Genomic DNA, 23642 nt, shown 5'->3' with positions numbered 1-23642 from the left:
ATTAAATAACGATAATTAATGGCAGTGCTTTATTCATCGCTTTTTACTCGTCATTTCTGCTAACAATAATTTTTATAAGAGGATGCCTGTATGACTGATAACAACAGCCCCGATACTTTGACTCAGCGTATTTTAGTTGTCGATGATGACGCTCGCCTGCGCTCTTTGCTACAGCGCTTCTTAGAAGACGATGGTTTCGTCGTTCGTACTGCCCATGATGGTAGTCAGATGGACAAACTCATGCAACGTGAGCTCTTCTCTTTGGTGGTGTTAGATTTGATGCTACCGGGCGAAGACGGTATTAGCATCTGTAAGCGCCTACGTGCAGACAATGCGGATATTCCAATCATTATGCTGACCGCCAAAGGTGGCGATGCTGACCGTATCGCAGGTTTGGAAGCGGGTGCAGATGATTACCTGCCTAAGCCGTTTAACCCAAAAGAGCTATTGGCGCGTATCAAAGCCGTGTTGCGTCGTCAGAATCGTGAGCTTCCAGGGGCACCAAGTCACCAATTAGAAGTGGTTGAATTTGGTCCATGGACATTAGATCTATCGACTCGCACGCTCAAACGTGATGGGAATGTCGTCACTTTGACGACAGGTGAGTTTTCGGTGTTAAAGGCTTTAGTTCAGCATCCACGTGAGCCGTTGACCCGTGACAAGTTGATGAACCTTGCTCGTGGTCGTGAGTGGGGTGCGATGGAGCGCTCTATCGATGTGCAAGTATCACGCTTGCGTCGCTTGATTGAAGACAACCCTTCACAAGCCCGTTACATTCAAACGGTTTGGGGTGTGGGCTATGTATTCGTTCCTGATGAAGCTGAGGTAGAAACCGTCAAGAGTGAATAACCTTTGACTGATGACATTTCTTTTAATATAGGCCGTGTTTGGTTATTCACAAACACGTGCCGATATGATGAGCATATCTGTGAAAAACCCTATTATTTTTCAAAACATACCCTGCACGTTAGTGACAGGGTTTTTAGGTGCTGGCAAAACCACCGTCATCAATCAGCTACTTGCCACAAAGCCAAATGACGAGCGCTGGGCGCTATTAATCAATGAGTTTGGCCGTATCGGTATTGATGGTGCACTATTGGCAAGCTCTCAAGATAACGATCTTGAGCAACAGAATATCGCCATGCGTGAAGTCAGTGGCGGCTGTATTTGCTGTACCAGTCAACTGCCCTTACAAATTGCGATCAGTCGTCTGCTTAATGACCATCACCCGCGAAGACTGCTTATTGAACCCACAGGATTGGCACATCCACGCGAGCTGATATTACAGCTCAGTGCGCCGCATTGGCAAACCGCACTACAGATGAATGCGGTGATAACTGTACTGAGTGGCGAGCAGTGGCAACAGATTAAGTATCGTGACCATGAGGGTTTTCAAGCGCCTGTGCGTGATGCCGATGTACTAGTAATTAATCGCTACGCCCAACTAAATACTAGCGAAGAACAAGCCTTGGTAGAATGGATAGCCAAGCTAAATTCACAAGTGAAAATCATTTGGGCAGTATCTGAACTAACGGTAGCTGAGACAATAGATTCATCAGACGTTCATTTAATAGATAATCTTGTAGCAGATGCGTATTCGACAACGCTGAACGACCAACTGAATAAGCCCAGCTCTATCATTTCGAATCAACGAAAAGTCAATATCGCTCATCCTCAAAAATCGCTGATTGGTTTACAGTCTCAAGCCAACTCTTTAGCAACTGTACCATCATCGAGTTCATCTACCGATGAGACAGAAGCTCAGGCTAGTGCTAATAGTGATCTGCCCTATCGCTATCATGAAGAGCAGCAGGATTTTCAGTTGGCTGGATGGCGATTACCTGCACACTACATACTAAACGCTGACGATTTACAGAATTGGTTATTGAATTTGCCAAACTGGCAACGTATCAAAGGCGTGGTTCATACTTCTGATGGCTGGCTGCAGATCAATTTTAACCCTGGTAGTCTAACCACCAAAACAATCGATCCACAGACTGATAGTCGGCTAGAAATCATTTTGCAACTAGGCAATGCTGTAGATACAAATGCTGTCGATACAGCTACAGAAAAAACAGAAACTGAACATGATGCCAAAGCGTCAGCAGCTTCTATAAATTGGGAGGATTGCGATCGCGAACTGATGGCAATGGTTATATAGCAACAGACAGAAAAAGGGCGGGCATTGCTATGTTATCTAGCAATGCCCGCTCTTTTGCTTTCTTCTTCCTTTTAGCGCAATTGGCTGTCTTTACTGCCGCGACGATTAAATAGCTCCACCGCCTTTGCCTCTTGCTCAAGCGCTGTCTGACAACTGACGCAATGCTGGATACCAGGCAACGCTAGTCGCCGCGCCTCCGGAATAGAATTAGCGCATTCGTCACAAAACTCTGCACTCACACCTGTTGGCAATGAGCGTCTTGCGCGCTCTAACGCATCATTGACCGTTGCATCCATTTGCTCATGCTCAGCACCATCTCTTGACCAGCCACCTGCCATAATCCCATCCTATTTATTTTTTAATGATCATTGCTTTATAGATAAATTCTTTAATAACAAATAGATGGGGTGGTTATTGCTAATTACAATATGCAAATAACAAATGTGTTTGAACGATTAGTGAGAATTATATTTAGGGTATTTACTTTTTAAGAGTGTATGCCTAAAACCTTCTACTCAGCGTTGCCACCCTTCTGTTTTCATGATTTTTTGTCCTTTTTTAGTGATTAAAAAGTTAAGAAAATCTTTTGTTTGAGGATCAGCTTTTGGTGATACAACGATGTTTAAATCACGCCAGATAGCTCGATCCTTATCTATACTAACCATGTCCATATCTTTGGAATTATTAAGCGGCCAATTCGGCCAAGTTATCCAAGCATCTGCTTTTTCATCTTTAAATGCTTTAAAACTGGCTCCAGATCCTAAAGAATACGCTACTATATTATCTCGAAAACGAGCAATATCGTTTAAGCTTCCTTTGCGTCCTGCGAGATCCTCCCAAACTCCAGTACCCGAAGTGTTATATGTTCCTTTACCTTCGGTCACAACTATTTTAATCCCCTTAGCTAATAAATCATCAAAGCTACGTATATTTTTAGGATTTCCTTTTTGTACAGCTATGATTGCTGGTCGGATATAAATGGGTTCAACTTTTTCATGATCAAAAGTTTCGTATGTCTCAAGAAATGCAGTCATTGATTGCTCAGAAGTTCCCCACAGAGCATCGGCATCAGCTTGAGCGTCAGCCGACCATTTGTCTTCAGGTCCTGCTATTAATTCTACCTTGGTACCACCTTGCTTTTCCCAGACATCTGCCACTTTTCTTAAAGCGGTATGTGGGCCACCTGCTCCATACAGCTTTATGACACCATCCTGAGGATTGTGCTCGATGGAAGGATCAAAAAGCGTGGTTTGCGCAAAAGCTGAAGTACAACTTAGCAGCACACATGCAGCAGCAATGGACTTATTCATAAGTATTATCCTAAGTAAAAATCATTGGTAGTTTTGACAAAAAACAGAGTCGTATTTACTATAAAACAGATATCTTGCTGTTGGTATATATTTTTTGTAGCTTCTATTAGCACATCAAGCAACTAAAGAAAATTTATACCAGTTTCGCATCCTAGTACGACGCATCTATTTCATTTAGTATCAACTATAGCTACCCAAATTACTTTTACGCTTTGTATTCATGCAAGTTTAAGTAACACCTCTTAATCTTTTGGCTGCAACTCAACAACTTGCCCGCGCACCCCAATACTGGCATCACTCATCAAACAGACGTAGCCTGCCATAATATCTTCAGGTGTTTTTAAGCTCATAGGGTTCTCCCCTGGATAAGCATGAGCGCGCATATTGGTGCGAGTAGCACCCGGATTGACACAGTTAAAGCGCAGGTTGGTGGTGTTTTGAGTTTCTTGAGTAAAGATATCACTCATACCTTCAATCGCTTGTTTTGATAGCGCATAAGCGCCCCAAAACGCACGAGGGTGCGTACCTACAGTGCTAGACGTAAAGACGATAGAGCCATGATCGGCATCTTTTAGCAGTGGTAGCAATGCTTGGGTGAGCATAAAGGTCGCTGTAAAGTTGACCTTCATGACTTGAGCGAATGTATCAACGTCATACATCTCAAGTGGCGTCAATTGCCCAAGCACACCCGCATTATGCAAAATACCATCCAGCTGACCAACTTCTTTATCAATCAATCCTTCTAGCTGCTGCATTTCAGCATAGGTTGCCCCTTCTAGATTCATCGGCAACATAGCAGGCTGTTTACCGCCAAGGCTCTCAATCTCGTCATAGACATACTCGAGCTTGCTGCTGGTACGACCTAGTAGTAATACTGTAGCGCCATAGCGAGCATAGGTTAATGCTGCAACACGGCCAATGCCATCCCCTGCACCTGTCACTAAGATAGTTTTTCCATCTAGACAATGAGTAGGTGGCACAAAATTGCGAATATCGTCATGAGTCAAAGGTTGAGTAAGACTTTGAACGTTTTTTTGGTTGTTTGTCTGATTAGCTGGCTGATTGATATTGTCACTCATGGTATTACTCACTACTTATCGTTGAATCATTAAAATATATGCTTATCAGTATGAACTCAAGATGACTCATACTGACCATTTACTACCCAAAAACCAGTCTATAAATACTCAAATTTGCCAGAAGAAAGCAGCAATTTTTTCAACTGCTCAGGGGTCTCAACAATATAGTCAGCTCCCCACTTTTTGAGCGTTTTTTGATCTTCAGGCGGAATATAACCATAAGCGGCCAAAATGGTTGGCATGCCAGCGGCGTTGCCCGCTTCAATATCACGGATATGATCGCCCACATACAGCACAGAGCCAGCGGCACCGCGAGGGATGCCCAGTTTCTCTAGGGCCATATACATCGGCTCAGGATCCGGTTTTGAGCGTGATACATCGTCTGGACAGACCAAAGCGGCACAGCGCTCATCAAGTTGCATTTTATTGAGCAGTTTTTCTGCCAGATAGCGGGGCTTGTTGGTGACAATACCCCACGGTACGCCTTTGCTCTCTAGATCTGCCAGCACCGCGTCAAGGCTATCAAACAAGCAGCTATCGACACAAATATCTGCCTCATAGTTATCTAGGAACTGTTGACGAAAATTAAGTAACTCGTCCTCGCCAACCTCTAGCTGATCGTTATGTCTGAGCATTAATTGCACCATAGCGGATGCACCCGCAGAAACTTGCTCACGAATATCTGTCTCAGGCGGCGCTTGCCAATTATTTTCAAGGCTCATTTTACCAATGATACGCACAAAATCTGCAGCAGTATCGATTAACGTGCCATCAAGGTCAAATAAAACAGCTTTTACAAATTGGCTCATAGTGAATGCTCTTGAGATTGATAACGTGTTTAATAAAAATACAATGGATATCGCTGGTCACTGACAATGTTAACCCATTGGCTTTTGAACGGCGATCATATAATTGACATCGACATTTTGAGCAAGCCAATAACGCTTGGTCAAGGGATTGTAATGCAAACCGATGATATCTTGGCGTGCAAATCCTATATTGATGGCCATTTTGTCTAGCTCAGCTGGCGTGATAAATTTGGCATAATCATGCGTACCGCGATCAAGCAATCGCAGCACATACTCTGCCCCAACGATGGCAAACAAATACGATTTTGGGTTGCGATTGATGGTTGAGAGCACGCAGACGCCGCCAGGGGCTAGTAGCTCATAACACGCCTGTACAATTGAGCTAGGATCAGGCACGTGCTCAAGCATCTCCATACAGGTCACCACATCGAACTGACCTGCATGCGTTCTTGCTAGCTCTTCAACTGGAATATGCTGATAGCGCAATGTGTTCTCTAACCCGCCCTGTGAGGCATGTACGGTTGCGGCCTTGAGGTTTTCAGTGCCCAAATCAATCCCTGTCACATCCGCACCGCGACGCGCCATAGATTCCGACAATATGCCACCGCCGCAGCCGACATCCAGTACCTTTTTACCAGAGAGCCCTTGCTCTGCTGTTTTGATCGCGCCAGTGTTGTTGCCATTGTTAGTGTCGTTTTGATAGCCCCGTTTGACGTTTTCTTCTATCCAATTTAAGCGTAATGGATTGATTTCATGTAAGGTTGCAAATGCACCTGTATTGCTCCACCATTCACTCGCCAAGTTGTTAAATTTTTCGACTTCGCTGGGATCGACGTTGATCGTATTCGTTACTGTATCATCGAAGCGGTTTTTGGTTGTATCGCTCGATGATGGCGAAGAAGCTAAGGCTGAGCTCATAGTATTTCCTTTGTTGTCGTTATCGTTATTATCGTAGAAGGTGCACGATTATGTGTTCAATATTATCATGAGCGCAGCTTCTTTGTCGTAAGTACATCGTCACTGATTGTGAATAGACTGGGCAAGCACCTAAGTTTGTGTGCCAGCTGCTTTGTAATAGCACCCTTACACGGCCTATTATAAAAATATTCATTCATATTATCGACAATTACTCCTAGTATAGAGAGATCTGATCTAAAAATATAAATGAGCGGATAATATTGATAAAAATACAAAGCAGCGTAAGTAAGATACCTTAAATAATAGCTAACAGCTTTACAACTGTCGGTTAAGAATCCGATTCACAAGCGCCCACGTTTTACGTTATCATAGTCGATACCTCAATATTATGTCACTTAAGTATATTGAAATTCTTCTCGCTCAGATATCATGTATTATAAGCGCCATAGATACACAAACCCTTTAACAAACTCTAAATCCCTACATCTTAAGGATAAAGTATGAAACGTGTCATTACATTGACTGGTCTGGCAATGGCCATTGGACTTGCTTCTATGGGCGCACAAGCTGCAGACTATGTCGCTGGAAAAGATTATCGTGTGCTAGACAATCCAGAGACCATCAGCGGTGATGCTATTATTGTTCGTGAGTTTTTCTGGTATGGCTGCCCGCACTGTAATGTGCTTGATCCACATATGGAGAAATGGGCAAAGACTAAAGACAAAGATGTCGTATTCTTTAAAACACCAGCAGCACTTAACCCTGTTTGGGAAGCCAATGCTCGTGGTTTTTATGCGGCTCAGCTTTTAGGGTTCGAAGACAAAACCCATTCTGCCTTGTTTGACGCGATCCACAAAGATGGCAAAAAACTGTTTGATCAATCATCATTGAGTAAATGGTACGCATCAAAAGGCGTGAATGAGAAGAAATTCAACAGTCTTTACAACTCATTTGCTGTCGGTACCAAAATCGGGCGCTCACAAGAAGGCGCTAAGCGCTATCAGCTTACTGGCGTACCTGCTGTAGTCGTACAAGGCAAATATGTGGTCACAGGTGAAGATGCTAAGGTGCCTAAAGTGGTTGAATATCTAGTCGATAAAGCTCGCGCTGAGAAAAAATAGCCTCTATATACAAGCTTATACAGCGCATACAAAAAAGCCAATCATTGATTGGCTTTTTTGCGTTCTAAAATCTAGTCGATATTACTATCGTATATCTATTTTTTCAATTGCGACAAGATCGCCACTTCGCGAATATAGCTTGCCAAGTCTGCTTTGGATTCTGCCATTAGCTCATCATCTTGCATATGCTTGGCGTATTCAATCCACAATAGTAACTGATACATACTATTATGTTCAGAGGCTTTGTATTGTTTGACAAATTGCTTGAGCGTGCCCTCATCATTGATATTTAGACGATCGTACCAACTTTCAATTTTAGACACCTGCTCTTTAGGGAAAAACGCATCAAACAATGCCTTGACCAGCTCATGGCGATTTTCTTCGCTGATGAGCTTACCGACGCGTTTGGTCTGACGGTTACGAGCATTGGCGCTAGTAATGTCAGCTAATGCCATGAGCTCCGCCATAAAATAATCACTGGCTGGCAACGTTTTTAACTGCTTTTTTGAGAGGCTAGCGAGTGGTATGGATAACTGCTGTAAGCGCTCGTGGGCTTTTTTGAGCTCTGTGCGCGAGACACGCATATCTTGTTCTGACCAGTCAATCATAAAAGCTTTCCAAAATAATAAGTAATAAATTAATAGTGCTGAATATAACTACCAACGACTTTTTTCACGGTGCTTTGCCAGTACCTTTACACCTTCTGGCATCGTATCAGCGAGGCGACGCTGTAGATGATCGGTGATAAATACTGAACGATGCTTACCGCCGGTACAACCGATCGCAACCGTCACTGTATGACGATTATTGTGCAAAAACTCTGGTAGCCAACGTGTCAAAAACTTATCGATATCATCTAGCATTTCAGCCACTTCAGGATACTCTGCAAAAAACGTGCTGACTTCAGCATCGAGCCCTGTCGAGGCACGCAGCTCAGGATTCCAATGTGGATTAGGCAAAATCCTGACATCGAACACAAAATCAGCATCAATAGGACTACCGTGCTTAAAACCAAATGACAGCAGGTTAATGACAATTTGATTGTCCATGCCAATATGTTCGCGTAACCTGTCTTTTAACTGATGAATATTTAAAGTCGTTGTATCGATCTTGATATCTGCTTGACTGGAGATGGGCTTTAACAGCTCAACTTCTTTTTTGATCGCGGCAGGTAGATTGAATACGACATGGTTTGCATTGTCACTATCGACATCCTGAGACATGAGTGGATGTACACGGCGCGTCGCATTGAAACGCGCTATCAGGGTACTCTCCTGCGCGGTCACATACAACACTTGAACAGCTTGACTGCCGTAAGTGTCTTTTAATGCTGCATAGGTTGCTGCAAAATTGGACAGATCCGCGCGCGGCGTTCGAATATCAACGCCAAGGGCAATGCGATTGATACCGCTCTCTTTTACCAGTTTGTGCGCGGCGCTCGGCAATAAAGACAACGGTAGATTATCAATAGAGTAGTAACCTAAATCCTCTAAGATATTCAGTACTGAGGTTTTTCCTGAGCCTGAACGGCCTGATACCACTAGAATGCTGAGTTTATCCGTTGATATTTTTGGCGCTGATATTTTTGGCGTTGTCGATGCGGCTTGATTCTCGCTTTGATCCTGATTTATATCCATGATCTACCCATTCTAGTTCATTGCATCCGATACAATATGTACCGAAGGGTTTACCCCACCACTACTAACTGATTATCCAATAAACGTGCGCGTCCCAGCCATGCTGCAACCAAAATAACAATGTTTTTATTTTCTATATTGAAAGTTGTAGAGTCACTTACGACAGAACCCAGCGCTTCAGTTTTTACTTCTAGATAATCGATCGTGAAACCTGCATCACTAATGCGTGTACGCTTGTCTTTTAGTAATGATTCAAACGCTTGCTGACTAATACCACCACCTTTCAACTGCTCTGCCAAATCTTGTAGCTCTCGATGCAGTATAGGCGCAACTTGTCGCTCAGATTCGGTTAAGTATTGATTACGTGAGGAGAGTGCTAGCCCATCATCAGCACGAATAATAGGTGCACCAACAATCTCAATTGGGTAGCTCAAATCACGCACCAACTGCTTAATAATAGCCAGCTGCTGATAGTCTTTTTGGCCAAATATCGCCACATCTGGTTGCACAATGTTGAAAAGCTTAGAGACAACGATACCAACGCCATCAAAATGACCAGGACGTGACTGACCACATAGTTGGCTACTAATAGCGCCAGCTAATACAGTAGTCGGTGGTGGTAATACTGGGTACATCGCATCAACGCTTGGCGCAAACACATAATCTGCACCAACAGTGGCAAGCTTAGCCACATCGTCGTCTAGTGTACGTGGATAACTATCAAAATCCTCGCCCACACCGAACTGAGTAGGATTGACAAAAATACTAACGACGACGATATCCGCATGCTGTTTAGCAATTTTTACCAGCTCTAGATGACCCTGATGCAGATTACCCATTGTTGGTACTAACGCAATACGCTGCTGACGGTCTTGTTTGTCAATTTCGTGACCACGATAAGGCTGAAGCGCTGCACGTAGTGATGGGATATCATGATAAATAATTGGAGACATGGTAGTTTTTCTTATATTTCAACATTCTGATATTTGAAAGCTCAAATAGATTAGCTAAATTGATGCTGTTCAGTTGGAAAACTGCGGTCACGTACTGATTGCTGATATAACGCAAAAGCCCCTTCAATACTGCGTGCATGATTGCGCTCATCGGTCAAAAAGTCATGTACAAAACGTGGCACACGACCGTGTACCATGCCCAACATGTCATGCATCACCAGTACCTGACCATCAGTATCTGCGCCTGCACCGATGCCAATGACTGGTACAGCAACAGCATCTGTCACTGTTTTGGCAAGTGCTGCCGGCACACACTCTAGCACCAACAGCGCTGCACCAGCATCAACCACTGCCTTAGCATCAGCGAGCAATTTGTCAGCCGCTTCGTCACCGCGGCCTTGAATCTTATAGCCGCCAAAGACATTGACCGATTGCGGAGTCAAACCAAGATGTACACAAGTAGGCGTTCCTGCTTGCGCTAAAGTCGTCACCAATTCACAGAGCTCACTACCGCCTTCGACCTTAATCACATGCGCCCCTGCTTGCATCAATTGGCGGCTATTGGCAATGGCTTCTGGCAACGTCACATAACTCATGAACGGCAGGTCAGCCAATATCAAAGCGTGTTTATTACTACGAGCGATATTGGCTGTGTGATATGCCATATCATTGACGGTTACAGGTAGTGTTGAGTCATGACCTTGCACGACCATACCTAGACTATCACCAATCAAAATCGTATCGATCTGTGCCTTATCCATCATCCGTGCAAACATTGAGTCATAGCACGTCAAGCAAGTAAACTTAGTACCCTCTTTTTTAAATTTATTCAACGTAGATAATGTTGTCATATGACCCTCAATTAACTTGCAATGCCTTTAATTATCAATGTCTATCATTTTAGCTAGCGTTAGTGAGCTATCATAAAAAGTATCTAATACTTAATCAGTTATGATAAGCTACTGCAGATCAGTCGTTTGATAATAATTTTAAGCCTGTCCAATCATGACTTTGTGGGTAATCAGCTATTGGTGTTTCTACGATAGTCAAATGTGGCGCTAACTCTCGCAGTGGTATTAATACAAAATTACGCTCGCATAGTCCAACGTGCGGAACCGTTAGCTGTGGTTCGGCAATCTGCATATCACCATATAGTAAAATATCGACATCTAGACTACGCTCACCCCAGCGGCGCAAACGTGCCCGCTTGGCCATGCTCTCTAACTGCTGACAAAAACTAAGCAGCTCAAAAGGCGTCATTACCGTTTCAAACCCAGCAACCGCATTGATAAAGTCTGGCTGGTCTTGTGGACCCATTGGCGCTGACGCATAAAAAGAAGACACGCTAATTTCGCGTATTTTCTCACTCTTTTTCATGCTTTCAAGCGCTTGCTGCAAATGGTCTATAGGCGAGCCCAACTCATTAGATAGATTGCTACCTAGGCCCACATAACAGGTAACCCAGTGACTATCATTCATACTGTTATTCATATCAGGCACTTTCAGTACTAGGCTGACGGCGACGGCGTTTTGATGGCACAGGGCCTTTATCGTCGGTCACTTTAACAGCAGGCGCTTGATTACTATCAACTTGCTCAGTCTTTGCTTTGACTGGTTTCTTGGCCTTTGTTGGTGTAGCCGCTTTCTTTGTCCCTTCACGCGCTACAGTTTTTGCTTCTGTAGTATCAGCTGGACTAGCTGATGTCGCTACTGACTTAGGTGCTTTTCTCGCATACTTCGCTGTTGATTGTTCTTTATCATTCTTACTTTGCAACTCGACACTATTTGTACTATCAACAGTAGGCTGACGACGGCGACGCTTGTGCGGAATCGGCTCGTTATTCATACTGACAAGCGCAGGCGATCTGGCGATTGTGCGAGTTGGTTTTACCTGATCAGATGATGCCTTAACCTCTGACGAATTAGCTTTAGACAACTGAGTACTATCTGAACGATCAGCTTTATCCGTTTGCACAGGTGTATTCTTGCGCTTCGGCTGCGATGCACTCTCTGCTGGCAGCTGCTTTTGTAGCGGTGGCACAACTTTTTCGTGTTCTATCACAAACAGTGGGGCAGGTTTAGAGTGATGGCGTTTGTTTGTCGCCTGGTTATTACTGGCAAGCGATAGCTGCTGTAGCTGCGCAAGCTCATTACTGTCTTGCTTTACCTGCTGCGTGTTGTATGCTGTGTTGTTACTGCTGTCATTTTTAGACTGACTGACAGCGCGACGACGGCGTGCTGGGATATTTGATGGGTCATTTACCATTGTCTGATCATTCCTACCTTTATCAGTACTAGTATTGGCTTTACTTTGTTTTGCACTGTTCTGATTAGATGGTGAGTGATCAGTGATATTTGCTTCTGGTTTTTGACGATTGCGCCCGCGACTACGTTGCCCTTTTTTATAGGCACCGCGGCGAATATTTTCGTCGAACGCTTCAATCGCTTGCTGCTGCTCTCGCTCAGACAATGTCTGATACGTCTGCCACCACTCGCCCATGCCATTCGTCGACTCTGACAATGGATGCTCAGCATCACCGCATTGCTCACGCAATAATAAAAAGTCAAAACCCGCACGAAAGCGCGGATGCTCAGAGAGCTGAACGATTTGCTTGCTACGCGGAGCCGCAAGTTTTGGCTGCAATATCCAAATATCACGGATAAACTGCTCAGCAAATTTTGGAATAGCGGTTTTGATGCGTTGACGGTCAATGACTTTACCAGCGGCATGCATTTGTGCTTCAGCAAACGGCATATTGCGCTTTTTAGCTTTTGCCAATTGATGCAAATAGTTTTCCCACAATAGCGCCGCATAAAAGAACGCTGGATTGATGCTTTTGCCTGCCGCAATACGCTTGTCGGTATTGATGGCCACTTGATTGACTAAGGCGCTTGGCTCGGCTGGTGGATAAATGATGAGGCTATCGATCGCGCCAGACTCAAACAATAGTGGCAACAGTGGCACTAGATAGCCACCGGTAAACATCTTCTGTGTTTCATCGTAGAGACGATGTGGCGATATCTGCTCAAGCAGCGCCCAATTACCATCATGAAACTGATCGGATAACGCATCATCAAACTCAAAGCCCAATTTGGCTTTAAATCGCAGCGCACGTAATAGTCTTACTGGATCTTCTTCGATACGCACTGGCGCATGACCCAATAGACGAATGATTCTATTATCAATATCATCAAGCGCACCGCAGAAATCATGAACCACGCCTTTGAGCGGCTGATAATAAAGCGCGTTGATAGAAAAGTCACGACGGGCAAAGTCTTGCTTGATATCGCCCCACACATTGTCGCGCAGGATCATACCGTCCTGATTGGTATTGGCATTGCTCGTTGGTGGACCACGAAACGTCGCCACTTCGATTAACTCGCGACCTGAATATACATGTGCCAATTGGAAGCGGCGACCGATGATACGGCAACGCTTGCCAAAGACGTCTTTAATCTCGTGCGGCTTGGCATCAGTCACGGCGTCAAAGTCTTTTGGGCGCAGACCCAATAAGGTATCGCGCACACCGCCACCAACAATATACGCATCAAACCCAGCTCGGGTCAATGTGGCAATCACTTCAGTAATGGAATTGGGTAATTCAGATTTGTTCAGTTCTAACTGCTTGGCGGCACGCTCGGCCATGCATCTACTCCTCGCCGGTATTCTTTAACCACCCCTGAATAACACAGCGTTTATCAGGCGGATGTACCCGCTAGTTTAACAAATTTTGCACGTGCTGGGTGTGTTATGACATTTACTTACATGCTATTTTGTCAATATTGGGATTGATTAATGCAAAATACCGCTATTAATCTTGCACACTTAAGCGTCTTCGATTTTTCTCAAGCGTTTTTGCACCAATACCTTTCACCTTTGCCAACTCATCTACTGTTTTGAATTCACCAAACATTTCACGATATAAAATAATCGCCTGGGCTTTACTGCTGCCAATACCATTCAGCGATACCAGCTCGCCTTCACTGGCACGATTGATATTTACGGTGGCTTCATCTCGTGCCTGTATTTTGGCATTTTCTTGTGCCAACAGATAATTGTAAGCGCGCTGAGGGTTCTCAAAACAGGGAGCAGCGTGGGCATTATTAAGCATCAGCAGAGCGCATAAAAGACTAACAATAGACATTGCTGTGTAGCTGCTGGGCGAAATATAACTGTGAGACGAAATTTTATGATGAGCGTTCATGTTGTTTCGCCGCTTCCCACAATGCATCCATTTCGGTTATATCGCTGTCCTCCAAACGCTTACCACTTAATGCTAATTGCTCCTCAATATAACCAAAACGTGATTTAAATTTATGTACGCAGGTTAAGGTAGCGGCTTCTGCATCAAGGTTTAGTTTACGTGCGACATTGACGAGCGCAAACATGCAATCGCCTAATTCCTTTTCTACCTCTCTGATATTGGCTTTGATCTCGACTATAGATTTATCTGTTAGCTCATGCTTTAGCTCGGCAATCTCTTCGTCTAGCTTTTCGACGGCACCAGTAACACCGTCCCAATCAAAACCCAGCGTTGACGCTTGTTTTTGTACATTTTGTGCCTGCATGAGAGCACTACCGGCTTTTACGTTATCTAAGCGACGTTTTGACTTACCTCGTGCTTCGCGTGCCTGTTGCTCTTCCGCTTTAATTTCATCCCAGCGTATTTTTACTGCGGCATCGTCCTTGAGCGTTTCGGCTTCAAATACATGAGGGTGACGGCGAACCAGCTTTTCTTGTAAAGTCGTAATGACATCACTCATATCAAAACGCCCTTGTTCAGCGTACATCTGACAATGAAAGATGACTTGTAATAGGACATCACCCAGCTCACCTTTGATATCTTCATCATCATCGCTTTGCACTGCTTCGCCCAGCTCATAGGCTTCTTCAATGGCATACGGAATAAGGCTATGGTTGGTCTGTTTCCTATCCCACGGACAATCTGCTCGTAGACGAGCCATCAAAGCCAGCAGATCATCAAGCTTTCCAGTAGCGTCTGGCGTTCCTTGCACGGGCTTAGGTACGGTAATTTTATTGTCTAAAATACTCATAGGAAATACTCTTATATCTTATTTATCATGCCATTTTTTGGTTTGGTATAGCGTATAGTTTATCATTCTCGTATGTCAGTGTAGTACGAGGCTTAGTGATCGATCAGCATAAATCTGCGTCATACATATCGACATGTGTCTAACTCATTGAGTAGTTAATGTATCATTGAACCCTGATTGGCTTATAATTATGCTATCTACTTTCTTATTTTATCATTGCTCACGCGCAAGGAATTTTATCATTATGTCGACTTCTGCGACCACCAGCTATCAGCCAGCCATGGAATTCAATGCTATCACCATCAACTCGTTTAAAGCCTATGATATACGCGGTGAGCTTGGCGTCAATCTCGATGAAGACATCGCCTACCGTATTGGTCGGGCTTTTGCTCAGATTTTGTATCAGCGCTATCAGGCAGCCATTGAAAATAAAACCAATGATATGGCAGATCTAAAACCAGCTATTGTCATTGGTAGTGATATTCGCCACTCTAGTGAGCAATTAAAACAAGCGGCTATCAAAGGTATCATGGATGCAGGGATTGATGTGATTGACCTAGGTATGACAGGGACAGAAGAGGTGTATTTTGCCACCAGTTATTATCAGGCGCTAGGCGGTATTGAGGTGACTGCCAGTCACAACCCTATCAACTATAATGGCCTCAAACTGGTCAAAGAACATTCAAAACCTATCAGTGCGGATGACGGTTTGGCAGAGATTCAGGCATTGGCAGAATCAGGACAATTTACCACTGACAATCAATCAGGACAGTTGCAATTATTGACTGATAAAAGTGCTTATATCGATCATGTCATGACTTTTATCGATATTGATAAATTAAAGCCCCTTAAACTGATTATTAACTCCGGCAATGGCAGTGCAGGTCCAGTCGTTGACTTGTTAATCAATAGACTGACGCAAGCTGGTGCACCCATTGAAATTATCACGTTGCATCATACGCCTGATGGTAGCTTCCCTAACGGTATTCCCAATCCAATGATTGAAGCCAATAGACTGGCGACTCAGCAAGCCGTACTAGAAAACAAAGCGGATCTTGGTATTGCTTTTGACGGTGACTTTGATCGCTGCTTTTTGTTTGACGAAAATGGCGTGTTCATTGATGGTAGCTACATCGTCGGTATGCTCGCTCAAGCATTTTTGAACAAATACCCGAGTGAGTCAATCGTCTATGATCCACGAGTGATATATAATACTGAAGCGGTTATCGAAGCGCATAATGGCAATGCTGTAATCAGTAAATCTGGACATTCTTTTATCAAGCAAATCATGCGCGAGTCAGGTGCGGTCTATGGTGGCGAGATGTCGGCCCATCATTACTTCCGTGATTTTTTCTATTGCGACAGCGGTATGATTCCTTGGTTACTCACCATTGAGCTGCTGTCTATCACAGGTAAGACCTTATCAGAATTGGTCACAGGTTATATTCAATCTTATCCCAGCTCAGGCGAACTAAACTTCCGCCTCACGACTCATGATGCCCCAACCATCATCAGTGCCATTGAAGAAAAATTTAGTATCGACAATCCAACTAAATCTCTGCTTGATGGCTTAAGCCTAAATTTTGGCGAATGGCGCTTCAATTTGCGTGCTTCAAATACTGAACCACTGATTAGATTGAATATCGAAAGTCGCGGCGATCACTCGTTATTGGCTAGTAAAACGCAAGAAATTCAGCAATGGCTAGCGGTACAAGGAGCAGTACCAGCATAAAATCATAAAAAAGCTCGCTAATCATGGTTAGCGAGCTTTTTTGATAATGAATAGGGCGTGTTGAACATTCGCAAATAGGCACTGCTGATCGCTAAAATTGTTCCAGACAAGGCACAAAGCGATGATAATGCAGATGCCTTAGCGAGATTTGTAACGCAGTATGGGGCAATTTTAGCATCAGCCCCAACGATAAAAGCAGGGGACAGGACTCTTTTTTGCCGCTTCATCGTTAAAAATAAGCGCTTAGAGTGACTAAACTTATTATTTTTAACATCGAATCGCCTAAAAAATAGTCGCTGTCAGTGCCATGGTCGAATGTTCAACACGCCCTAATGTTAAATAAAACTATTTAGCTCGACCAATGCCCACATAGTCGCCTACTAAGCGATCAATTTGCGATCGAGTAAATGTATTTTGCGCATCAAATACTGGCATGGCTTGCTGATTGATTTTATCAATATCCAATCGCTCTCGTGGCGACCAGCTGATCAAAAAAACGGCCTGAGCATCATTGATTCTCTGATAAGGACTACTAATCAATTCAAGCAATGGTTGTTGTTCGTACAGTGCAGCAAGCTCACCCTGTGCTTTATCACTATAAACCAGTGTACGGATACCATAAGACCACAGTAATGCTAACAATGGATGAATGGCTGAGCCTGCGGTACGGCCTGAGCCTGCTTTATAACTGCCACCCCAGATCATGACGGTTTTATTGTCAATGAAACCATCAAAATACTGCCAAAACTTGCGAAATATCAGCTCTTTTTGGTCCTCATTAATATGCACGACAGACTGTAAAAGAGGCATGTCTAAACTATGCATTTTGCTCGACTGCTGTAACTTAGCCAGCTCGGTAGGTAGTGTATTACCGCCAAACCCCCATCCTGCCTGTAGATAGCTACTGCCTACGCGCTCATCCAACCCCATAATACGACTCACCTGACTGATATCCACCTGCTGGCTATCCGCCAAGCGTGACATCTCATTCATAAAGCTCACCCGGGTCGCGAGCATCGCCATGATACTACTACGCGCAAACTCTATCGTTGCGATATCGGCATGATGAGCGGCGCGAGCATGCTGCATTAACGGCTGTAACATCTCTAAATGTTGGTTGCTGTCTGCTGTTTTTTCACCCAGCAACCATAATGCAGGGTTCAACATGGAGTTATAAGCATCACCATCTTGCAAAAAAACAAACGGTATATAATAGACCCACGCTCGCTGTAGACGCTCAGATAGTGCTGATACAGCGCCTAATTCCTTAATTCCGCTCATTATTACAGGTAATGCCTGCTGATGGCTTTGATTAAAAGCCCGAATCCAACCATCTTCTGTCCACGCAGACTTAATACTGTCTAAAAACAACCAGTAAAGCGCCACTTTATTTTGATCATCACTATGAATGCTCTGACTGACGACGTGGCTGTCACCATGATTTGCCGTTTCATAATATTGTATTAACGTCTCTGCACTATCTGGCAATGCTTGACTTGTAATAACTCGCTGCTGTACATACATTTGCCATAGCGCTTGCAGATGATGCTCAAAGCTATATTGCTGTATCTGCTGAGCCAATAGATCTATATCTGCATACAGATGAACGCGTTGACCTAAACTTGCCAGCACCACGGCACTGGTAATCGCTTCGATACTATGGCCAACCAGCACACACACATTGGAACTGGTCAATGGGTTTGATGCAAATCCATTATAAGGCATACATTGATCGTTTGTAGCAGTCCCCATGAGTGTACCTTTTTACATTATTGATTGATCAGTATTACTAAGACAGTTTTTTGATATGCTGTAATAACTGGTCGGTAGAAGTGTCAAATTGGCTGTGAGCCTCTTGCTGCATAGCGTCATGCACAGACTCTGCCATTTGCTTGCCCATCTCAACCCCCCATTGATCAAACGGATTGATATCCCAAATACTGGCCATCACGTAGACTTTGTGCTCGTAGAGCGCAACCAGCGCACCCAAACTATGAGGCGTAAGCTCATCGATAAGCAAGGTAGTCGATGGTTGATTACCACGGTAATATTTGTATTTATCTGCACTGGATACCGTTTTTGCATCACTATTCGATGCCTCTGTGACAGCAGCATTGCCAAATGCCAAGACTCGACTTTGCGCTAAGCAGTTTGCTAAAGATAGCTCATGCTGTTGTTGCAACGAGGCGTTTTGCACCTCGCCACTATAACGGCGTACACAAGCGATAAAATCACAGGAGACTTGCTGCGTGCCTTGATGCAGTAGCTGATAAAAGGCATGCTGAGCGTTTGAACCAATCTCGCCCCACAGAATTGGGCAAGTATCATAATCAATATGGTCGCCGTGCTGAGTGACCGACTTGCCATTACTTTCCATTTCAAGCTGGGTCAAGTAGCTAGGCAGATAGCCCAACCGTCCATCATAAGGCAATACGGTATGGGCATTCACCCTCAAAAACGTACTGTTCCATACAGCTAGCAGCCCTAGCAATACTGGTAAGTTATCTGTAAAATGCGCCTGTGCAAAATGCTCATCCATACTGTGAGCACCACTTAGTAGCTCCCTAAACCTATTCATACCAACACGAATAGCAATGGCTAGCCCAATCGCTGACCACAAAGAAAACCGGCCTCCAACCCACTCCCAAAGCTCTAATTGATGCTCAAGATGTATCCCCCAAGCCCTCATCTTTTCACTATTGGCTGATATTCCAATAAAGTGCCGACGCAACACACTGTCTTCAGTACCAGCGCGCAGCGTCGCCGTCGCAAGTAACCAAGACAGTGCGGTTTTGGCATTAGATAAAGTATCAACTGTGCCAAAGGATTTAGAGGATATAATAAACAAAGTGGTTTCAGGGTTTAAATGTTTGAGCAAATTATCAAGCTGAGTGCCGTCCATATTAGAGACGAAATGTACACCGATTTCCGTATCTGCCCATTCATCAAGCGCAGCGGTCGCCATAAGAGGCCCAAGATCAGAGCCGCCAACGCCAATATTAACCACATCAGTGATGGCCTTACCTGAGAACCCTCGCCATGTGCCACTACGGACACGTTCGGATAATCTCGCTACCTGCGCCAAACTATGATGTACATCGGCAACCACATCTTGCTTACCAACTTGTAGCTCTGCATTCTCAGGCAGACGTAGTGCTGTATGTAGGGCCGCACGTTCTTCACTATTGTTGACCATCGCCCCTTGCATCAACGCATCAATTCGAGCGGACAACTCACAGCTATCTGCTAGCCGCAATAAAGCATCCATAACTCGCTCATCGATACACTGCTTGCTATAGTCCATGTACAGCGCGCCAGCTTGCGCACTAAAGCGTGTCGCACGACTGTCATCTTGCGCAAATAAACTTGCCAGCGACCATGGCTGCGCCGCAAGCGTTTGCAACTGCTCCCAGTATTTGGAACGGCGAGCGCTATGATACTTCTTATCGTCCTTTATCTTATCCATCGCTATTTTTCATCTGCTAATTGCTGCTCGGCAAAATAGATAAACGCTTGCATATACGAGCGCATGTCACCGGCATCATAACTGGCACCGCGCATCGTTGTCACATTCACACCATATTCGTTAATAAGCGCATCGATAGCATCAGTCAGTTGAATCTCACCACCGACTGAAGCTTTAGTGTTTGCGAGGTAATCAAAAATATGATTGCTAAAAACATAACGCCCTACGACAGCTAGGTTTGATGGTGCTTCTGCTAAGCTTGGCTTTTCTACAAAACCTGCCACGCCAAAGCTGGCATTAACGCCGCCAGATATCTCATCTATATGACTGGTATCGATAAGTTTGGCGATACCGTATTTGTGCACATCTTCGTCAGCAACTTCATTTACCAATATTTGCGAATGGCCATCATGACTAAAAGCATCAATCATAAAGGCCAAATTATCAGCAGCCATATCAGTAGTAAACGGATCGAGAACGACATCAGGGAGCAATACAGCAAAATCATGTTCGCCAATGATAGGACGCGCAGCTAGTACTGCATGACCCAAACCTAAGGCCTTACCTTGACGTATTATTGATACCGTTACATCCTCTGGTAGCCAATTTAAACTATCAGCCACCTCATCTTTACCTTTATGACGTAATTGATTATCTAGCTCAGCATTGATATCGAAGTAGTTTTCAATCGCGCTTTTTTGTGCATGACCGACCAAGACCATATGCTTGATACCCGCAGCGATAGCCTCTTCGACCACATAATGAATGGCAGGGCGATTGCCAAGCGGTAACAATTCTTTTGGCACAGATTTAGACAATGGCAGCATACGCGTACCAAAGCCTGCGACAGGGATAACAGCATGAGTAATTTTTTTCATAATAAGAGGACTGTTTTAAGAAAGTAGGTTAGGTAAAATAATGCTAACTTAGCAAATACTTAGTAGATATTATAGCGATTTGGATTTGTACCTTGCTAATATCAAACGTCTCAGCAGATATACAGAAATTATCAGTTCAAGAACCCTGAATCAAAAATTACGAGCTATATCATTCAAAATAACATGTTTATGAGAACTGATACAATCTTTATAAGTAATGGCCAATATCTCGCTTTTCATAGGATTTTCAGATATAAAAAAACACCCCATTGTAGGGGTGTCTTCTTAACATTTCAATATAGTTTTAGTAGTTTCACTATAGACTAATGTCTATCTTACCAGCCAGTAACTTCTTTTAGCTTGTCGCCAAGTTTAGATGGGTCACGTGTGTACGCGATGCCAGCATCTTCAAACGCTTTGAATTTCTCTTCAGCAGTACCTTGACCACCAGAGATAATAGCACCAGCATGGCCCATACGCTTACCTGCAGGTGCAGTGACACCAGCGATGTAGCCAACAACAGGCTTGGTTACGTTTTCTTTGATGTAAGCGGCGGCTTCTTCTTCAGCGGTACCACCGATTTCACCGATTAGGATGATCGCTTCGGTTTGTGGGTCTTCTTGGAACAGTTTTAGTGCATCGATTTGGTTCATGCCTGGGATTGGGTCACCACCGATACCGATACAAGTTGACTGACCAAAGCCTAGCTTGGTGGTCTGCGCAACTGCTTCGTACGTTAGTGTACCAGAGCGAGAGATAACGCCCACTTTACCTGGCAAGTGGATGTGACCTGGCATGATGCCGATTTTGCACTGACCTGGAGTGATAACGCCTGGGCAGTTTGGACCGACCATACGCACGTCGCCCGCTTCTTCGATGTAGCGTTTGGCTTTTAGCATATCGATGGTTGGTACACCTTCGGTGATAACCACGATCAGCTTCACGCCCGCGTCAACCGCTTCGATGATTGAGTCAAGAACGAAAGGTGCTGGTACGTAGATCACAGAAGCGTCTGCTTGGGTCGCTTCCATCGCTTCGCTCATGGTGTTAAATACTGGCAAACCTAGGTGCGTTTGACCGCCTTTACCTGGCGTAACACCGCCAACCACTTTGGTGCCGTATTCGATGGCTTGTTCAGAATGGAACGTACCGTTTTTACCAGTAAAACCTTGTACCAATACTTTGGTATCTTTATCAATTAATACACTCATTATGTTTTCCTTGTATTCGGTTGTCTTATGACGGCAGTGCCAATAACGGGCAAGCTGCCATCACATCGGGACTATTACGCTTTTACAGCGTCGACAATTTTTTGTGCAGCGTCAGACAGACCTTGCGCTGAAATCAGTTTTAGACCTGATTCGTTCAGGATTTGTGCGCCTTTCTCAGCGTTGTTACCTTCTAGGCGAACAACAACTGGTACTTGTACGTCAACTTCTTTAACTGCTGCGATAATCGCTTCAGCAATCATGTCACAGCGTACGATACCGCCGAAGATGTTGATAAGAACGCCTTCAACACTGCTGTCTTCTAGGATGATTTTGAATGCTTCAACCACGCGCTCTTTGGTCGCGCCGCCGCCTACATCTAGGAAGTTAGCTGGCTTGCCGCCGTACAGTTTGATGATGTCCATGGTCGCCATAGCAAGACCAGCACCATTAACCATACAGCCGATGTTACCTTCTAGGGCAACATAGTTTAGGTCAAATTCAGACGCTTTTAGCTCACGCTCGTTTTCTTGTGACTTGTCACGTAGCGCCGCTACTTTTGGCAAGCGATATAGTGCATTTGAGTCGATGCCGATTTTGCCGTCAACACAAACGATTTCGCCGTTTTCACGTACCGCTAGTGGGTTGATTTCAAATAGGGCAAAGTCGTTGTCGATGAATGCTTGATAAGCGCCAGTCATGATTTTTACGAACTGGTTCACTTGCTTGCCTTCAAGACCCAATTTGAACGCTACTTCGCGCGCTTGGTATGGCTGCAAGCCAACCAATGGATCAACGATAACTTTGAAGATTTTTTCTGGGGTTTCTTCAGCAACTTTTTCAATCTCAACGCCGCCTTCAGTTGACGCCATGAACGTTACACGACGTGAAGAGCGGTCAACAACAGCGCCAAGGTACAATTCAGTTTGTACTGGATACATATCTTCTGCAACCAATACGAAGTTTACAGGCTGACCTTCTGCATCAGTTTGATACGTAACAAGGTTCGTGCCGATAAGCTCTTCAGCCACTTGCTTGGCTTCTTCACGAGTTTTAACCAGCTTTACGCCACCCGCTTTACCACGACCGCCAGCATGCACCTGTGCTTTGATAACAGCGATGTCGGTTGGGGTTTTGTCAAATGCTTCTGCAGCTTCTTCGCCGTTGCTGGCAATGATGCCTTCTTGAATTGGCAGACCATAGCTTTTTAGTAGCTCTTTGGCTTGATACTCATGTAAATTCATTGATTGTATCCTTTGTTATTTACCATTAAGAAAAGTGAAACGATGCGCCCAACACAACGGGCGCGCATAAC

The 23642-nt window shown here is 44.4% G+C and carries 22 protein-coding genes; 4 read left to right on the top strand and 18 right to left on the bottom strand.

Annotation, left to right across the window (positions count from 1 at the left end; translation table 11 throughout):
* The first annotated feature begins 90 nt into the window (after positions 1 to 90).
* Together ompR and BLR43_RS06770 are read left to right on the top strand one after the other, a co-directional pair.
* Complete coding sequence (gene ompR, locus BLR43_RS06775; protein ID WP_071002551.1) at positions 91 to 849, top strand: osmolarity response regulator transcription factor OmpR; 759 nt, start codon at positions 91 to 93, stop codon at positions 847 to 849.
* 67 nt (positions 850 to 916) lie between these two features.
* Complete coding sequence (locus tag BLR43_RS06770; protein ID WP_093069860.1) at positions 917 to 2161, top strand: CobW family GTP-binding protein; 1245 nt, start codon at positions 917 to 919, stop codon at positions 2159 to 2161.
* 71 nt (positions 2162 to 2232) lie between these two features.
* On the opposite strand, the gene BLR43_RS06765 is transcribed toward BLR43_RS06770, so the two are convergent.
* From BLR43_RS06765 to ubiG, 5 genes are all read right to left on the bottom strand, one after another.
* Positions 2233 to 2499 carry a DksA/TraR family C4-type zinc finger protein gene (locus BLR43_RS06765; RefSeq protein WP_093069813.1) on the bottom strand — a complete coding sequence of 89 codons (267 nt, stop codon included), beginning with the start codon at positions 2497 to 2499 and terminating at the stop codon, positions 2233 to 2235.
* A gap of 177 nt (positions 2500 to 2676) precedes the next feature.
* Positions 2677 to 3471 carry a substrate-binding domain-containing protein gene (locus BLR43_RS06760; protein WP_025651116.1) on the bottom strand — a complete coding sequence of 265 codons (795 nt, stop codon included), beginning with the start codon at positions 3469 to 3471 and terminating at the stop codon, positions 2677 to 2679.
* A 242-nt stretch (positions 3472 to 3713) separates the two neighbouring features.
* Positions 3714 to 4550, bottom strand: coding sequence for a YciK family oxidoreductase (locus tag BLR43_RS06755; protein WP_093069810.1), 837 nt, complete (start codon positions 4548 to 4550; stop codon positions 3714 to 3716).
* Positions 4551 to 4648: 98 nt separating this feature from the next.
* Positions 4649 to 5359 carry an HAD family hydrolase gene (locus BLR43_RS06750; RefSeq protein WP_093069807.1) on the bottom strand — a complete coding sequence of 237 codons (711 nt, stop codon included), beginning with the start codon at positions 5357 to 5359 and terminating at the stop codon, positions 4649 to 4651.
* 69 nt (positions 5360 to 5428) lie between these two features.
* Positions 5429 to 6277, bottom strand: coding sequence for a bifunctional 2-polyprenyl-6-hydroxyphenol methylase/3-demethylubiquinol 3-O-methyltransferase UbiG (ubiG, locus tag BLR43_RS06745; RefSeq protein WP_093069805.1), 849 nt, complete (start codon positions 6275 to 6277; stop codon positions 5429 to 5431).
* Between the two features lie 500 nt (positions 6278 to 6777).
* Here ubiG and BLR43_RS06740 point away from each other — a divergent pair, with 500 nt between their 5' ends.
* Complete coding sequence (locus BLR43_RS06740; protein ID WP_071002556.1) at positions 6778 to 7398, top strand: thiol:disulfide interchange protein DsbA/DsbL; 621 nt, start codon at positions 6778 to 6780, stop codon at positions 7396 to 7398.
* Positions 7399 to 7493: 95 nt separating this feature from the next.
* Here BLR43_RS06740 and yjgA read toward each other — a convergent pair whose 3' ends face one another.
* From yjgA to mazG, 8 genes are all read right to left on the bottom strand, one after another.
* Complete coding sequence (yjgA, locus tag BLR43_RS06735; RefSeq protein ID WP_071002557.1) at positions 7494 to 8006, bottom strand: ribosome biogenesis factor YjgA; 513 nt, start codon at positions 8004 to 8006, stop codon at positions 7494 to 7496.
* 48 nt (positions 8007 to 8054) lie between these two features.
* Positions 8055 to 9035, bottom strand: coding sequence for an RNase adapter RapZ (rapZ, locus tag BLR43_RS06730; RefSeq protein WP_093069802.1), 981 nt, complete (start codon positions 9033 to 9035; stop codon positions 8055 to 8057).
* Positions 9036 to 9085: 50 nt separating this feature from the next.
* Positions 9086 to 9988 (bottom strand): pantoate--beta-alanine ligase, encoded by a 903-nt coding sequence (gene panC, locus BLR43_RS06725; RefSeq protein WP_093069799.1) that lies wholly within the window; start codon positions 9986 to 9988, stop codon positions 9086 to 9088.
* 50 nt (positions 9989 to 10038) lie between these two features.
* Complete coding sequence (gene panB / locus BLR43_RS06720) at positions 10039 to 10839, bottom strand: 3-methyl-2-oxobutanoate hydroxymethyltransferase (RefSeq protein ID WP_093069797.1); 801 nt, start codon at positions 10837 to 10839, stop codon at positions 10039 to 10041.
* 118 nt (positions 10840 to 10957) lie between these two features.
* Positions 10958 to 11479: a 2-amino-4-hydroxy-6-hydroxymethyldihydropteridine diphosphokinase gene (folK, locus tag BLR43_RS06715; protein WP_223334360.1), complete on the bottom strand. Its 522-nt coding sequence runs from the start codon at positions 11477 to 11479 to the stop codon at positions 10958 to 10960.
* Between the two features lies 1 nt (position 11480).
* Complete coding sequence (pcnB, locus tag BLR43_RS06710; protein WP_093069795.1) at positions 11481 to 13634, bottom strand: polynucleotide adenylyltransferase PcnB; 2154 nt, start codon at positions 13632 to 13634, stop codon at positions 11481 to 11483.
* 166 nt (positions 13635 to 13800) lie between these two features.
* Positions 13801 to 14100, bottom strand: coding sequence for a ComEA family DNA-binding protein (locus tag BLR43_RS06705; protein ID WP_240365735.1), 300 nt, complete (start codon positions 14098 to 14100; stop codon positions 13801 to 13803).
* Positions 14101 to 14176: 76 nt separating this feature from the next.
* The gene (gene mazG / locus BLR43_RS06700) at positions 14177 to 15043 is read right to left on the bottom strand and encodes a nucleoside triphosphate pyrophosphohydrolase (protein WP_071002563.1); all 867 of its coding nucleotides are present in this window, start codon (positions 15041 to 15043) and stop codon (positions 14177 to 14179) included.
* Positions 15044 to 15287: 244 nt separating this feature from the next.
* Between mazG and BLR43_RS06695 the strand changes: the two genes are divergently transcribed.
* The gene (locus BLR43_RS06695) at positions 15288 to 16775 is read left to right on the top strand and encodes a phosphohexomutase domain-containing protein (RefSeq protein WP_071002564.1); all 1488 of its coding nucleotides are present in this window, start codon (positions 15288 to 15290) and stop codon (positions 16773 to 16775) included.
* A gap of 345 nt (positions 16776 to 17120) precedes the next feature.
* Here the strand turns inward: BLR43_RS06695 and BLR43_RS06690 are convergent, their stop codons facing one another.
* The 5 genes from BLR43_RS06690 to sucC all read right to left on the bottom strand — a co-directional run bounded on the left by BLR43_RS06690 (position 17121) and on the right by sucC (position 23571).
* Positions 17121 to 18527, bottom strand: a complete 1407-nt coding sequence (locus BLR43_RS06690) for a UDP-glucose/GDP-mannose dehydrogenase family protein (protein ID WP_093069793.1) — start codon at positions 18525 to 18527, stop codon at positions 17121 to 17123.
* Between the two features lie 37 nt (positions 18528 to 18564).
* A complete protein-coding gene (gene pgi, locus BLR43_RS06685) occupies positions 18565 to 20241 on the bottom strand; it encodes a glucose-6-phosphate isomerase (protein ID WP_093069791.1) in 1677 nt (558 codons plus the stop codon).
* Between the two features lie 2 nt (positions 20242 to 20243).
* Positions 20244 to 21119, bottom strand: coding sequence for a UTP--glucose-1-phosphate uridylyltransferase (locus tag BLR43_RS06680; protein WP_093069789.1), 876 nt, complete (start codon positions 21117 to 21119; stop codon positions 20244 to 20246).
* A 335-nt stretch (positions 21120 to 21454) separates the two neighbouring features.
* Positions 21455 to 22330, bottom strand: coding sequence for a succinate--CoA ligase subunit alpha (sucD, locus tag BLR43_RS06675; RefSeq protein ID WP_093069786.1), 876 nt, complete (start codon positions 22328 to 22330; stop codon positions 21455 to 21457).
* A 74-nt stretch (positions 22331 to 22404) separates the two neighbouring features.
* Positions 22405 to 23571 carry an ADP-forming succinate--CoA ligase subunit beta gene (gene sucC / locus BLR43_RS06670; protein WP_093069784.1) on the bottom strand — a complete coding sequence of 389 codons (1167 nt, stop codon included), beginning with the start codon at positions 23569 to 23571 and terminating at the stop codon, positions 22405 to 22407.
* Positions 23572 to 23642 lie beyond the last annotated feature (71 nt).

It is taken from the genome of Psychrobacter pacificensis, assembly GCF_900101915.1.
GTDB classification, from domain to species: domain Bacteria; phylum Pseudomonadota; class Gammaproteobacteria; order Pseudomonadales; family Moraxellaceae; genus Psychrobacter; species Psychrobacter pacificensis.
The sequence above is the reverse complement of the archived record's forward strand: the minus strand, read 5'-3'. Positions and strand labels throughout refer to the sequence as shown.